The sequence below is a fragment of the Streptomyces sp. YKOK-I1 genome (genome assembly GCF_054660435.1).
In genome coordinates, this window is record NZ_BAAGDR010000001.1 from 6,343,224 (window position 1) to 6,357,084 (window position 13,861).

Annotated in this window: 10 protein-coding genes and 1 riboswitch; of the genes, 3 read left to right on the top strand and 7 right to left on the bottom strand. The window is 73.0% G+C overall.

Annotation, left to right across the window (positions count from 1 at the left end; all coding sequences use genetic code 11):
• Positions 1 to 3: 3 nt before the first annotated feature.
• Positions 4 to 1,080 (bottom strand): C40 family peptidase, encoded by a 1,077-nt coding sequence (locus ACYQ8Q_RS28295; RefSeq protein ID WP_460068668.1) that lies wholly within the window; start codon positions 1,078 to 1,080, stop codon positions 4 to 6.
• Positions 1,081 to 1,595: 515 nt separating this feature from the next.
• On the opposite strand from ACYQ8Q_RS28295, the gene ACYQ8Q_RS28300 reads away from it, so the two are divergent.
• Positions 1,596 to 1,949, top strand: coding sequence for a hypothetical protein (locus ACYQ8Q_RS28300; protein WP_359287446.1), 354 nt, complete (start codon positions 1,596 to 1,598; stop codon positions 1,947 to 1,949).
• Here the strand turns inward: ACYQ8Q_RS28300 and ACYQ8Q_RS28305 are convergent.
• Both ACYQ8Q_RS28305 and ACYQ8Q_RS28310 read right to left on the bottom strand, forming a co-directional pair.
• Positions 1,927 to 2,934 carry a tellurite resistance/C4-dicarboxylate transporter family protein gene (locus ACYQ8Q_RS28305; RefSeq protein WP_460068669.1) on the bottom strand — a complete coding sequence of 336 codons (1,008 nt, stop codon included), beginning with the start codon at positions 2,932 to 2,934 and terminating at the stop codon, positions 1,927 to 1,929. The genes ACYQ8Q_RS28300 and ACYQ8Q_RS28305 overlap by 23 nt on opposite strands.
• A 91-nt stretch (positions 2,935 to 3,025) precedes the next feature.
• Positions 3,026 to 4,180 (bottom strand): C40 family peptidase, encoded by a 1,155-nt coding sequence (locus ACYQ8Q_RS28310; protein ID WP_460068670.1) that lies wholly within the window; start codon positions 4,178 to 4,180, stop codon positions 3,026 to 3,028.
• Positions 4,181 to 4,188: 8 nt separating this feature from the next.
• Positions 4,189 to 4,361: riboswitch (cyclic di-AMP (ydaO/yuaA leader) on the bottom strand.
• Positions 4,362 to 4,593: 232 nt separating this feature from the next.
• Between ACYQ8Q_RS28310 and pcrA the strand changes: the two genes are divergently transcribed.
• Positions 4,594 to 7,125, top strand: a complete 2,532-nt coding sequence (gene pcrA / locus ACYQ8Q_RS28315) for a DNA helicase PcrA (protein WP_460068671.1) — start codon at positions 4,594 to 4,596, stop codon at positions 7,123 to 7,125.
• A gap of 60 nt (positions 7,126 to 7,185) precedes the next feature.
• Here pcrA and ACYQ8Q_RS28320 read toward each other — a convergent pair whose 3' ends face one another.
• Positions 7,186 to 8,736: a M23 family metallopeptidase gene (locus ACYQ8Q_RS28320; protein WP_460068672.1), complete on the bottom strand. Its 1,551-nt coding sequence runs from the start codon at positions 8,734 to 8,736 to the stop codon at positions 7,186 to 7,188.
• A gap of 230 nt (positions 8,737 to 8,966) precedes the next feature.
• Positions 8,967 to 9,881: an esterase/lipase family protein gene (locus tag ACYQ8Q_RS28325; RefSeq protein WP_460068673.1), complete on the bottom strand. Its 915-nt coding sequence runs from the start codon at positions 9,879 to 9,881 to the stop codon at positions 8,967 to 8,969.
• Positions 9,882 to 10,234: 353 nt separating this feature from the next.
• Between ACYQ8Q_RS28325 and ACYQ8Q_RS28330 the strand changes: the two genes are divergently transcribed.
• Entirely contained in the window at positions 10,235 to 10,651 is a 417-nt protein-coding gene (locus ACYQ8Q_RS28330) for a cobalamin B12-binding domain-containing protein (RefSeq protein ID WP_460068674.1), read from the top strand.
• Positions 10,652 to 10,688: 37 nt separating this feature from the next.
• Here the strand turns inward: ACYQ8Q_RS28330 and ACYQ8Q_RS28335 are convergent, their stop codons facing one another.
• Both ACYQ8Q_RS28335 and ACYQ8Q_RS28340 read right to left on the bottom strand, forming a co-directional pair.
• Entirely contained in the window at positions 10,689 to 12,311 is a 1,623-nt protein-coding gene (locus ACYQ8Q_RS28335; protein ID WP_460068675.1) for a DUF5691 domain-containing protein, read from the bottom strand.
• A gap of 89 nt (positions 12,312 to 12,400) precedes the next feature.
• Entirely contained in the window at positions 12,401 to 13,762 is a 1,362-nt protein-coding gene (locus tag ACYQ8Q_RS28340) for an SWIM zinc finger family protein (RefSeq protein WP_460068676.1), read from the bottom strand.
• Between the last annotated feature and the right edge of the window lie 99 nt (positions 13,763 to 13,861).

A 13,861-nucleotide genomic window follows, 5' to 3' on the forward strand; every position in this document is an offset into this window, starting at 1 on the left:
GGCTCACACCACCCGGGTCGCGCCCGCGAAGGGCATCTCGTCGATGGGGGCGATGCGTACCGGGGCTGAGGGGTTCGGGGCGTGGATCATCCGGCCGTTGCCGATGTAGAGGCCGACGTGGGTGATGCCGGAGTAGAAGAAGACCAGGTCGCCGGGGCGGAGTTCGGAGCGGGGGACGCGGTGGCCGACGCCGATCTGGGCGTAGGTCGTGCGGGGCAGGGAGACCCCGGCGGAGCGGTAGGCGGCCAGGACCAGGCCCGAGCAGTCGAAGGCGTTCGGGCCGGTGGCACCCCACACATAGGGGCTGCCGAGCTTGGAGTAGGCGAAGGAGACGGCCGCCGCCGCTCGGGAGTCGGGGGCGGGGGCGGAGGCGGGCGCCTGGAGGGGCGCGCGGGCGCCGGAGGAGGCGCGTGAGGCGCGGTCGGCCGTTCCGGTGCCGCCGCCCAGGTCGGCCGCGATCCGGGCGCGTTCCGCCGCCGTCAGCCGGGAGAGCAGGCTGCGGGCCGCGGTGAGCTTGTCGGTGACGGTCTTCTTGTGCTCCTTCAGTTCCGCCTTGCGGGCCTTGAGGGAGGTCAGTTCGAGGCGGGCGGTGCCGCGCAGCTGCTCGATCTCGCGCAACTGCCGGCGGACGCGGGTGACGGCGGCGGACTGGCGGTCGCCGGCGCGTTCGGCGAAGGCGGCGCCGTCGAGATACTCGTCGGGGTCGTCGGAGAGCGCCAGTTGCACGGCGGGGTCGAGGCCGCCGCTGCGGTACTGCGCCGCCGCGATCGTGCCCAGGGCCTCCCGCGCCGAGTTGAGCTTCTCCTCCTTGCGGGCCGCCTCGTCCCGCAGGGTCCGAAGACGCTGTTCGGCGGCGGTGGCCTTCTCCTGCGCGCCGTTGTACTGCTCGGTGGCCGACTCCGCCTCCTGGTACAGCTTGTCCACCTTGACCTTGACCTGTGCGGTGGTCAGCTGGGGCTCGGCCTGTCCGGTTCCGTCGAAGGCCGTGGCGGTCGCCGCGCCGGCGAGGGCGAGGGTGAACGCCGTACGGGCCGTCTGGCCGCCGAGCGAGCGCTGTCGGGGCTTGCGGTGCGCTGCCACGTGGGACTGCACGTCCTTTCGTACGACCGCCTCGGCCGTGGGGGTGTCGACCGTCGTCGGACGGACCCACGGCGGTCAGGCGGCCCCTCGGCCGTCGGGGGAGCGGACGGACGACCGAGGGAGGCGCTGACGTGTCCGGCGGCGGCCCGCACAGGGGGAGCGGGACGCCGCCGGACCTTCTCGGCGGTGGTGTCCGACTGCCGCCCCTGGCCCGGGCGGCGGTGGGGAGCCGGTCACCTGGGGGAGGACGCTAGGCCCGACCGTGTCCGTTCGGTGACCTGATGTGCGGAAAAGGCGGGAGCGGACCACCGGCTGACTGTTTCTGCCCGGCGGGCCGGGCCGGGGGCGTCGGGTTCGCGCGACGCCATGATCGATGACGCGATTCCGGGGCGCCTCGGCGTGGCGGGATGCTATGGACGCATATATGCGAGTGCGGTCACCGGGGGAGGGCGGCTGCCGGGAGACGGGGGGCCGGTGTCGGGCGGCAGGGGCCGGGCTGATTAGCATCCGACTTCATGGACGTACTCATCCATCTTTTCGTCGGCCTGCACATCATCGGCATCGCCGCGCTCCTGGGCGGTTTCCTCACCCAGATGAAGGCGATGGGCCAGGGCACGGCCCGTTTCGTGCCCGCGATGCTGCACGGCGCGGCGACCATGCTGGTCACCGGTGTGATCCTGGTCGGCCTCAACCAGGCCGACGACCAGCCCGTGAACAACATCAAGATCGGGGTGAAGCTGGCGCTGCTGGTGGTGATCCTCGGCCTGGTCTATGTGAAGCGGGACGACGAGAAGGTGGAGAAGCCGCTGTTCGGCCTGGTCGGCCTGCTGACCGTGGCGAACATCTTCATCGCCGTCCTGTGGACCTGACGGACCCGACCGATCCGCCGAACCCGTTGATCAGGGCCGCCGTGGCGACCGCCAGCCATGCCGCCACCGCGACCCACAGCAGCACCTCCCCGGGCCCCTTCAGCCCCGGGACGTCGGCGGCGCCGGCGACGGACATCGTCGCCACCGCCGTCATCCCCATCGGGAACACCGTCGCCCACCGCCGCACGTCGTAGCGCGGCCGCGGCCGGAGCACCTCGGCGGCGAGCAGGACGGCGTACGAGGCGAGGGCGAGGACGAGCAGCGCGAGTGTCATCCCGCGCAGGACGCCCCGGTCGTCGGCGTTCCACAGGTACAGCGCGTGGTCCGCGTCGATGAGCCGCGCCCCCGCGAGCGCCGAGACGGCGAGCGCCCCGCCGGCCACCCACTGGTCCCCGGCGCCCTCGGTGACCTGCCGCCGGTCGAACAGGGCGAGCATGCCCGCGTAGAGCACCAGGCCGAGCCAGAACAGCACGAGCGCCGTGTGCGCCGGCCAGGCGAGGGTCTCGGCCTTCGCCAGGGTCGCGCCCAGCACCGCTAGCCCCTCGGTGGCCACACAGCACAGGAACACGGCTCCGGGCATCCGGCGGTCCCGGTGGCTCATGACGCGTCGCACGACCTGCCGTACGACACCGGTCATCAGCACCGGCCACAGCACGGCCGCCAACGCCAGCAGCGCCCAGGCCAAGGTCTGCCGGCCCAGCGCCGAGACGCCCGTGCCGAGCACGGTCGTGGCGGCCACGGCGGTCAGCCCGGCCGGTGTGCCCGCCTCCGCCAGCCAGCGACGGCGCTCCCACAGGAGCCGTACGGCGAAGTCGGCGGCCAGCGCCACCCAGGCCGCGCCGGCCAGGGCCAGCGCGGCCTGGGACAGGATCTCGTGTCCCGCCAGGCGCAGTCCGATGGACAGGACGCCGGTGGCCAGCACGGCGGCTCCGGCCGCCGGCGGACGCCGCGCCCACCAGGCGCGCAGGGAGGAGGTGCCGGGCATGGGCCCGATGCTAAGGACGCGAAGCGGCTCACACGGCGGCACACGCGCGTAGTCGCAAAAAACGACCTGCACGCGCGTGCCCGCACATGGCTCAGGCCGGGCGGACCACGCTGTGGATGCCCGACTCGCCGTCGTAGTAGATCGACTCCTCGCGGACGTACGCGCCCGGCTTCGGGGCGTGGATCATCATGCCGTTGCCGATGTAGATGCCGACGTGGCTGATGTCGTCGTAGAAGAAGACCAGGTCGCCGGGGCGGGCGTCGGCGAGCGAGACGGTGGTGCCGGCGTTCACCTGGTCGTAGGTGGTGCGCGGCAGGGAGACGCCGGCGGCCTTCCAGGCGGCCTGGGTGAGGCCGGAGCAGTCGTAGGAGTCGGGGCCGGTGGCGCCCCAGACGTACGGCTTGCCGATCTGCGCACGGGCGAACGCGAGCGCCTTCTCGGCCTTGGTGGTGTACGAGGAGTCCGACGACGAGGAAGAAGAAGACGACGAAGAGGATGAAGAGGACGACGTGCCGGTGTCCTGCCGGGCGGCCTGTGCCGCCTGCTGCCGGGCCAGCTCGGCCGCCTCGCGTGCGGCCTCCTCCTGCTTCTGCTTCTCGATCTCCGCCAGCCGCGCCTTCTCCTGCGCCGTCAGCTGCGACAGCAGCTCGCGCGCGTCGCCGAGCTTCTTCTGGACGGCGGCCTTGGCGGTCTTCAGATCGCTCTGGGTGTCGTCGAGCGTCGCGAGGCTCTCGGCGGCCTCCTGGCGCTTGCGCATCGTCGCCGACTGCTCGGTGACGTAGTCGTCGACGGCGCCCTTCTGGCGGTCGGTCAGCCGGCCCATCAGCTGGGTCTGGTCGAAGTAGTCCTGCGGGGAGTCGGCCAGTAGGAACGTCGCCGTGTCGGGCGCGGAGGCGCCGGTGCGGTACTGGGCGGCGGCGAAGGAACCGAGTTCCTCCCGTGCCTCGTTGAGCTTCTGGGTGCGCTTCGCGACGTCGTCGAGGAGACCGTCGACGTGCTTGCGCTGCTTGGTCGTCTTCTCCTTGGCGGCGTTGTACTTCTCGGTCGCCGACTCGGCCTGGCGGTAGAGGTCGTCGACCTTCTTCTCGACCTCCTCCAGGCTCGGCTTGCCGTCGTCGGCAGGAGCGGCGTTCGCCGACTGGGAGAGCAGGGCCACGGAGGTGAGCGCGGCGGTGGCCAGGGCGGGCGTGCGTATGCCCGCCACGCGGCTGCCCGAAAAGCGCGGCTTGCGGTGCTGCGACGCCAAGAGAGGCGACTCCTTCCATCTCCCGCCTACCGGGTTAGCTGTCGGGTTCGGGCGGATGGTTCGGAAGGGCGCCCTACGGCCGCCTCCCGCTGGGGAGTCGGGCCGATTCACCCCGGGGTCTCGGTGGGTCCCCGGCTCCGGCTGCCGCACAGGGGCGCACCGGACTCGGCGGAGGCCGTACGGCCCGGCGAGGTTTCGCCGGTGGGGATCCGCGTGGCCTGCCCGGCACGGTAGCCAACTCGTGTGGTCCGTGTGAAGGTTGATGGGCGATATGCCCGATACATTTTCGTTATCTTATGCAAAGCCAGGACACGGAATCACGTGCTGTGATACCGCCGCCTCGGAAGGTGAGGGCGGAGATGTTCGGGGGACGGCCGCGCGTTGTCAGTGGGGCACCCTAGACTCGGAGAGCGATGAGCAGCCTCTTTGACGACAGCTTCCTGGCGAACCTCCAGGCCCCCGCCGGCCGCGAGGAGGAACCCCCGCCGCCGCCCGAGGACGATCACGTTCCGGAGTCGGTTCCGGACGATCTGTTCGGCGGGAAGTTCGACGTGCCCCCGGACCGATGGGGGTCCCCCCGCTCGAGCGGAGCCGAGAGCGGGGGAGGGTACTACCGCGACGGCGCCCCCCGCCCGGTGATCGACGCGGCCGCCCTCCTGGAAGGGCTCAACGACAACCAGCGCGCGGCCGTCGTGCACGCCGGCACCCCCCTGCTCATCGTCGCCGGAGCCGGTTCCGGCAAGACGCGCGTGCTCACCCACCGCATCGCCCACCTCCTGGCCGAGCGCGGCGTCCATCCGGGCCAGATCCTCGCGATCACCTTCACCAACAAGGCCGCGGGCGAGATGAAGGAGCGCGTCGAGCAGCTCGTCGGCCCGCGCGCGAACGCGATGTGGGTGATGACCTTCCACAGCGCGTGCGTACGGATCCTGCGGCGCGAGTCGAAGAAGCTCGGCTTCACGTCCTCCTTCTCGATCTACGACGCCGCCGACTCCAAGCGGCTGATGGCCCTGGTCTGCCGTGACCTGGACCTCGACCCCAAGCGCTTCCCGCCGAAGTCCTTCAGCGCCAAGATCAGCAACCTGAAGAACGAGCTGATCGACGAGGAGGACTTCGCCGCCCAGGCCGGCGACGGCTTCGAGAAGACCCTCGCGCAGGCCTACGCGATGTACCAGTCCCGGCTCCGCGAGGCCAACGCGCTCGACTTCGACGACCTGATCATGACCACGGTCAATCTGCTGCGCGCCTTCCCCGATGTCGCCGAGCACTACCGCCGCCGCTTCCGCCATGTCCTCGTCGACGAGTACCAGGACACCAACCACGCCCAGTACGCCCTGGTCAGGGAGCTGGTGGGCACCTCCGAGCACCCGGTCGACGTCCCGCCCAACGACTACGACGTGCCGCCGGCCGAGCTGTGCGTCGTGGGTGACGCCGACCAGTCGATCTACGCCTTCCGTGGCGCGACGATCCGTAACATCCTCCAGTTCGAGGAGGACTACCCGGACGCGACGACGATCCTGCTCGAGCAGAACTACCGCTCCACGCAGACGATCCTGTCCGCCGCCAACGCCGTCATCGAGCGCAACGAGTCCCGCCGACCCAAGAACCTGTGGACCAACGCGGGCGCGGGCGCGCGCATCACCGGTTACGTAGCCGACACCGAGCACGACGAGGCGCAGTTCGTCGCCGACGAGATAGACCGCCTCACCGACGCGGGCGACGCCAGGTCCGGCGATGTAGCGGTCTTCTACCGCACCAACGCCCAGTCCCGTGTCTTCGAAGAGGTCTTCATCCGTGTCGGCCTGCCCTACAAGGTCGTCGGCGGCGTCCGCTTCTACGAGCGCAAGGAGGTCCGGGACGTCCTGGCCTATCTGCGCGTCCTCGCCAACCCGGAGGACTCCGTCCCGCTGCGCCGGATCCTCAACGTCCCCAAGCGGGGCATCGGCGAGCGCGCCGAGGCGATGATCGACGCCCTCTCCCAGCGCGAGAAGATCAGCTTCCCGCAGGCGCTCAAGCGCGTCGACGAGGCGTACGGCATGGCCGCGCGGTCGACGAACGCGGTGAAGCGGTTCAACGTGCTGATGGAGGAGCTGCGCACGATCGTCGAGTCCGGGGCGGGCCCGGCGACGGTCCTGGAGGCCGTGCTCGAACGCACCGGCTACCTGGCCGAGTTGCAGGCCTCCACCGACCCGCAGGACGAGACCCGCATCGAGAACCTCCAGGAACTCGCCGCCGTGGCCCTGGAGTTCGAGCAGGAGCAGGCCGAGGGGGAGGGCGCGGCCGCCGGGGGGCTCGCCGCCTTCCTGGAGCGGGTCGCGCTCGTCGCCGACTCCGACCAGATCCCCGACGAGGACGAGGAGGGCTCCGGCGTCATCACCCTGATGACCCTGCACACCGCCAAGGGCCTGGAGTTCCCGGTCGTCTTCCTCACCGGCATGGAGGACGGCGTGTTCCCGCACATGCGCGCCCTCGGCCAGGCCAAGGAGCTCGAGGAGGAGCGCCGACTGGCCTACGTGGGCATCACCCGCGCGCGGGAGCGGCTCTACCTCACGCGGTCCTCGCTGCGCAGCGCCTGGGGCCAGCCGTCGTACAACCCGCCCTCCCGGTTCCTGGAGGAGATCCCGGCGACCCATGTGGACTGGAAGCGGACGGGGGCGAGCGCGCCCGTGTCCTCCGGTCCGGTCTCCGGCGTGGCGGCCTCGCTGTCCTCGTCCCGCTCGCGGTCCTCGGCCGCCGGAGCCTCCGGCTTCGCGACCCGCCGGGGCGCGACGGAGAAGCCGGTGGTCGCGCTGGCCGTCGGCGACCGCGTCACCCACGACCAGTTCGGCCTGGGCACGGTCGTCGGCGTGAAGGGCACAGGAGGGAACGCGGAGGCGACCATCGACTTCGGCGACAGCAAGCCCAAGCGGCTGCTGCTGAGGTACGCACCGGTGGAGAAGCTCTGAGACCTCGCGCCTGAGCCCCCGCTTCCCCAGCGGGGGCTCACGACGGAACAGTCGCAGGCGCTACGTCGGGTCCAGCCCGTGGCTGCGCAGCCACGGCAGCGGGTCTATGGGCGAACCGCCGGCCGGCCGGACCTCGAAGTGCAGGTGCGGGCCGGTGGAGTTGCCCGAGTTCCCGGAGTACGCGATCGGATCGCCGGCCTTCACCGTCGAACCGGAGGCGACGCGGTACGTGGAGAGGTGGCAGTACCAGGTCTCCGTGCCGTCCTTCGCCGTCACGATCAGCATGTTGCCGTAGGCGCTGTTCCACTGCGTCCGTACGGTGCCGTCGGTCGCCGACATCACCGTCGTGCCGTAGGAGACGGGGAAGTCGATGCCGGTGTGCTGGGACATCCAGTTGACGCCGGCCTGGCCGAAGTAGGCGCTCAGTCCGCGCTGGGCGACCGGGAGGGCGTACTTCGGGCGTAGCCGCTCCTTGCGGGCCGCCTCCGCCGCCGCCTTCTTCTTCTCGGCCGCCTGCTGTTCCTTGAGGTCGATGCGTTCCTGCGTCCGGCTGGCCCGGTCGGCGAAGTTGTCGGCCTCGGCGCTGAGCGTCTCGAGCTGGGAGTCCAGCTTGTTGTTGGCGGCGGACGGCTTCACCGCCTGCGCCTCCGAAGCGGTGGCCGTGGTGTCCTTGTCGTCGCCGCCGGTCAGCGTGCCGACGGAGGCGGCGGCGATCCCGGCCACGCCCATCACACACGCCGAGGGCACCGCCACGGTCAGCAGCGCGGAGCGCTTCGGGGGCGTACGGCGGCGGGAACGGCTCGCGTTGCGGGCGGCCGCGCGGGTGGCGGGCGCCGGCGCGATCTCCTCCTGGTCGTCCAGGAGGGGGTGCTCGGACACCGCGGGCAGCTCGCCGGTGGCGGACAACGCGCCGCCGTCGGACGCCTGTTCGTCGTGGCCGACCGACTCGAAGGTGGCGGTGGCCTGCTGGTCGAAGGGGATCTCGGCCGGCTGCTCGTACGCGTCGGAGGCCGCGCCGGTCTCGCTGTCGCCGCCGGAGTTCCACTGTGTGGCGTCGTAGGCGCCGGTCTCGAAGGTCTGGGTGCCCCACTCCCAGTGCTGGGTCTGGTCGGCGGGGTTGCCGGACTGGTCCGGCTGGAGCCAGGCGTTCGCGTCCCACTGGCCGCCGGTGTCGGACACCGAGGTCTGCGGCGGGACGAGCGGGAGCTGCTGGTGGCCGGTCGGCCAGCCGGTCGTGTCGTAGGCGCCCGAGTCGTAGGCGGCGTGGTGCTGGGCCGCGTACGGGTCGTAGTTCAGGACGTGGTGGCCGCTCGTGTCGTGGAGCTGGTGGCCGCCGGTGTCGACCATGGTCGGCTGGGCGCCGACGTTCCACTGCCCGGTGCCGTAGGCGCTGTCGCCGGGGCTCGCGCCCGTGGCGTCGCCGGGGAGGCCGCCGTAGAGGGGGTCGGCCGTGAAGTGGCCGGTGTGCTGGGCGCCGGTGTCGTAGCCGTGGTACGAGGTGAAGCCGTCGTACGAGGCTTCCTGGGTGCCGTACGACGCGTAGGGCGCGGAGTCGGCGTCGGAAGCCGGAGCCGGGGTGGTCATGGTCCCCGACGGGTGACGGTCGTTCACCAACTTCTCTCTCGCCTCGACAACAGGGGCTGCCAGAGCAGTGCGGCGACTGTACCCGGCGGTATGCGGGCGCGACAATCTTCCGCAGGTTTCGTGCTCGAAGGAAAGGGGCAATCGGCCGTGTTTCGGGGGACGGCGGACGCGGGTTTGGCCTTATGTTCGAAGATTGTTCGAGGCGAGGCGGGTCTCGAATGTCTATCGAATCCCTGCGGGCGGTTGCCGGGCGGACCTCATGCCACCGTCAGACCGCCGGCGCGCGTGGCCGCCGTGGCCGTCTCCGAGGTGTCGAGGGCCTGCCGTATGCCGGTCGCGACCGCCGGATGCACGGGCAGGGCGAGATGGCCGATCCCCGTCACCCGGACGTTCTGCGTGACCAGGTCGGGGTGGTCGATCCGGGCCGTCTCCAGCGGGTCCATCAGATGGTCGAGGTCGCTCCAGAAGCTGACGAAGTGCGTACGGCAGCCGGGCGCGGGCCGGGACAGCTCCTCGATGACCTCCGAGCCGGGGCGCATCTGGCGCACGATCGGGTGCGCGTTCGCCAGCGGCACCACCTTGGTGCCCGAGTGCGGGGTGCCCAGCGTGACCAGTGTGCGGACCCGGACGTCACCGCCCAGCCGCTGCACGTAGTAGCGGGCGATCAGACCGCCCAGGCTGTGCCCGACGACATCGACCCGGGTGCTGCCCGTGCGCTCGCATATCTCCTCTATGTGCCGCCCGAGCAGTTCGGCCGCCGTGCGGATGTCGCAGGTCAGGGGCGAGTAGTTCAGCGACTCCACGCGGTGCCTGCCGTGCTGGGCGAGGCTGCGGCGCAGCAGGACGAAGACCGAGCGGTTGTCGATGAAACCGTGCAGCAGGACGACCGGGAGCGGGGCCGGGGTGGGAAGCTGCGTGGGGCACGCGGTGCCATTTTCGTTCGATGTGCTGTTCTCTCCGGGCGGAAGCGCGGGGCGACGCCGCTCCTGGGCGATGCCGGAGGGGTAGAGCAGGAGGTGGCCGGCGAGGATGGCGAGGTCCAGGACGGTGGCCTTCAGCAGGGCCGTGGAGAGCCCGGCCAGCCTGCCGGGGATGTTCGGAAGGCTCGGAAGGTCCGGCAGCAGACGCCGGTAGAGCGGAAGAAAGGGCTGCAGCACCCTGGTGACCTGCATCGCCGACCTCCTGTCGGCACACGCCGAGGACGTCTCTGTCCCCCGTGTGCCCTCGGGGAAGTCGCGGCGGAGGAGATCGGCTGCCGGGCGGCCGGCGGGGTCCTTGGCCCCGGGCGTCCGTCGCGCCTGTACCGATGCGCCGTACCGCCGCGGCGCGCGGTCTGCGGCGCGGCGGTACGGCGACCTCGTGTGCGGCTCCCGTTACTGTCCCATCGTGTGATTTCCCCGTTGGCCCGTGCCACGAAACGGCCGGTTGCGGGATGCTGGCGATAACGTTCGTTCACTTCCCCGGGTGGGTGGCACGGGGTGTCCGGGCCGTCGAGAGCGGGCGGAGTCGCTTCTGGGAGGCAGTCATGGGTGTGGCATCCGGTCCGATCCGCGTGGTGGTGGCCAAGCCGGGACTCGACGGCCACGACCGCGGCGCCAAGGTGATCGCCAGGGCGCTGCGCGACGCCGGCATGGAGGTCGTCTACACCGGGCTCCACCAGACCCCCGAGCAGATCGTTGACACGGCGATCCAGGAGGACGCCGACGCGATCGGACTGTCCATCCTGTCCGGGGCGCACAACACGCTCTTCGCCGCGGTGATCGACCTGCTCCGGGAGCGGGACGCCGCGGACATCCTGGTCTTCGGCGGGGGGATCGTCCCCGAGGCGGACATCGCCCCGCTGAAGGAGAAGGGCGTCGCGGAGATCTTCACCCCCGGGACGCCCATGGCGGTGATCGTGGACTGGGTCCGGGAGAACGTGGGGCAGCCGACCGGGTCCTAGTGGTCCATGGGGTGACACGGGCGGCCGGCCGCCTCCCTCACGACGGCGGCCCCGCCAGTTCCTGTGCCATCACCGCCCTCAGCCGCAAGGTCGTCCCCAGGCGCTGGAACGCCTCCGCCCAGTAGCCCCCGGCCCCGGGGGACGCGTCCTCCGTTTCGTCGGGTACGGCGAGCAGGGCGTCCAGCCGGGAGGCCTCCGAGGGGTCCAGACAGCGCTCGGCGAGGCCCATCACCCCGCTGAAACTCCAGGGGTAACTTCCGGCGTCCCGCGCGATGTTGAGGGCGTCGACCACCGCCCGCCCGAGCGGGGCGGCCCACGGCACCGCGCACACGCCGAGCAGCTGGAACGCCTCCGACAGCCCGTGCGCCGCGATGAACCCGGCCACCCACTCCGCCCGTTCGCCCACCGGCAGGGTGCCCAGCAGCTTGGCCCGCTCGGCGAGGGACACCGCGCCCGGGCCGCCCGCCCCGGGCGCGGACGGCGGTCCGAGCAGCGCCCGCGACCAGGCCGCGTCCCGCTGCCGTACGGCCGCCCGGCACCAGGCCGCGTGCAGCTCGCCCAGCCAGTCGTCGGCCACCGGGAGCGCGACGATCCGCTCCGGGGTACGGCCGCCCAGCCTGCCCGGCCACGCGGCGAGCGGGGCCGCCTCCACCAACTGGCCCAGCCACCACGAGCGCTCACCCCGGCCGGCCGGGGCGTGGGGGGCGACGCCGTCGCGCTCCATGTCCGCGTCGCACTCATGGGGCGCCTCGACGACGAGCGTCGGCGTGTCGCCGGTGTGGTCGACGGCCACGCACGCGCCGGCCCGGACCGCCATCCGCGCGGCGAGCGCCGAACCCGGCAGCGCCGACAGCAACTCGGCCGCCGTCGCCCGCACATTGCGACTGCGGTCCGCCAGTGCCGCCTCCAGGAACGGCTCGTCCCGCTCGCCGAGGCCGGCGCGCAGCGAGTCGAGGAACATCAGCCGGTCCTCCGCGCGCTCGGTCGGCCAGGTCGACTCCAGCAGCGCACGGGCCGCGTCGGGGGCGCGGGAGCGCAGCGAGGCGAGCAGGGCGACCCGCTCGGCGAACAGGCCCTCCTGCCACAGCTTCTCGATCCGCCCCGTCTCCTCCGGGCGCGGCAGCGACGCGTCCCCGCCCGGCGCGGCGCGCAGCGCGAACCGCCACTCCGGGTTCAGCCGGGCCAGCCACAGGGCGCGCGGGCCCGCGAACCTCAGCGCCGCCGGCCGCAGGTCGGTGCGCCCGCGCGCCGCGTCGAGCAGCGCGGGCAGGGCCTCGGCGGGCGGCGCGTACCCGTGCGCGTTCGCCGTCGCCAGCCACTGGGGCAGCAGCTCCACGAGGTCCGGTGCGGTGCCCCTGCGCCCGCCTCCGCCGGTGCCGGGGCGGTCGGCGAGCAGCAGGGCGAGTCTGCGGGCCGCGGGAGCGGGCAGCGCGGGGCGGGGGTCGGCGGGAGCCGGTTCGGGGCGGGTCGCGGCCCGGCCCGGACGCAGCCCCGCCCGGCGCCGCACGGTCTCGGCGGCCGCCGCGTCCAGCAGCGCGGACGGCGCCGGACGGCCCGCGGCGGACCCGGGGAGCGGACGGCGGTCCGTGCCCAGGAGGGCTGCGGTGACCAGGTCCTCCCAGGTGGGAGCGGCGTCCGTGTGGGGCGTGGGGGTGGGCACGGCGGTGGGTGCAGGGGTGGGGTGCAGGGGGGTCCCCTCTGTCTCGGTCCCAGCCGGATCAGTCTTGGTCCCGGCCGGATCTGTCCCGGTCACAGCCGGACCGCCTCTCCAGGGCCGGTCGGCCAGGCGGTCAGCGGGGTGAAACCCCGGTGGCCGCACTCGCCGAACACCGTCACCGGGGCGCCGCCCGAGAGCGCGACCAGCCGCCACAGACCGGGACGGGCGGCCGCCGCGGGGGTGAGCGGCAGGGCCGTGTCGCCGTCGGCGTCGGCCAGCTGCCAGGACGGGCCGTCGGGGGTCGGTACGACGCCGTCCAGGGTCACCGGGACGGACTCCTGCCAGGGGTCGTCGCGCAGCGACGCGCCGTAGAGCGCGGCCGCCTCGGTCGTCGTCAGGCCCGGCGGGCGGGCCGTGGTCGGTGCCGGTGGCGCGAACTGCTCGCCCAGCGCCGCCCGTCGCCGCCCGGTGCCCGGATGGGCGGACAGCTCCGCGTCCAGGGCCAGACCGACCGGCAGGGCGAGGTCGGGCGCGCGGCCGGCGGCGCCGTAGGACAGCACGAGGGCGGTGCGGCCCGAGGCGATGCCGTGCAGCCAGATCCGGCGGGTCGTCAGTTTCGGGTCCGCCGTGTCGTACTCGGCGAGAACCAGCCAGTGGTCGCGCAGCGGCGGGCCGGCCGGCCGGGCGGTCAGGCCGACACGGGAGCGGACCGTGGCGGCCAGGGCGTCCGGGAGCCGCTCGCGGCGCAGCCAGCCCTGGCCGAGGAGGTGGAGCAGGGCGCACTCCTCCAGCAGCCGGACCGGCCAGTCGGGACCGGACCCCGGGATCGACCCCAGCTCCCGCACCCGCGCCGCCAGTCCGGGGGCCTGGGCGTCGACCATGCGGGCCGCCGTCTCCTCCCACAGCCCGTACCCCGCCTGCTCGGCCGAGGCGAGGCCGGAGCGCAGTAGATCGGCCAACCGCTGCTCCAGCTCCGTCGCCCCCGCGGTGATCCGCTCGGCGCGCCGCTCCGCCCTCCGGCGCGCCGCCTCCGGATCCGCCGGTCCGGAGCCGGGACCCGCCGCGCCCACCTCCCCCTCCTCCTCCGTACGCCCCTGCCGCCGCGCGATCCACCTCTCGGCCCAGTCCGGCGCCGGCCGCACCGGGACGGCCGCCTCCCCCGCCGACCGGAGCAGCAGCAGACCGAGCGCGTGCTTGCACGGGACCTTGCGGCTCGGGCAGCTGCACCCGAACCCCGGGCCGGAGGCGCCGGGCGCGTCCGAGGTGTCGACGACCGTGCGGTACGGCTCGCCGCCGCTGCCGCCGCACACCCCCCACACCGTCCCCTCCCGCGATCTGCCCGTCCCGGACCACGCCCCGGCCACGCCGAGTTTGCTCCCCGCTTTGCGTGACGCGGAGTCAGGCGCCAGTGCCAGCACCCGGTCCGCGGTCCAGCGCACCTCCTGCTGAGTCATGTCGTCGACGGTAGGTCCTCCCACTGACAATCGGCCCGGCCAGCGGCCGCCGCACCCCCGCCGCGCCCTCGCTCCAGGGCGTTTTCGCAGGTCGGAACG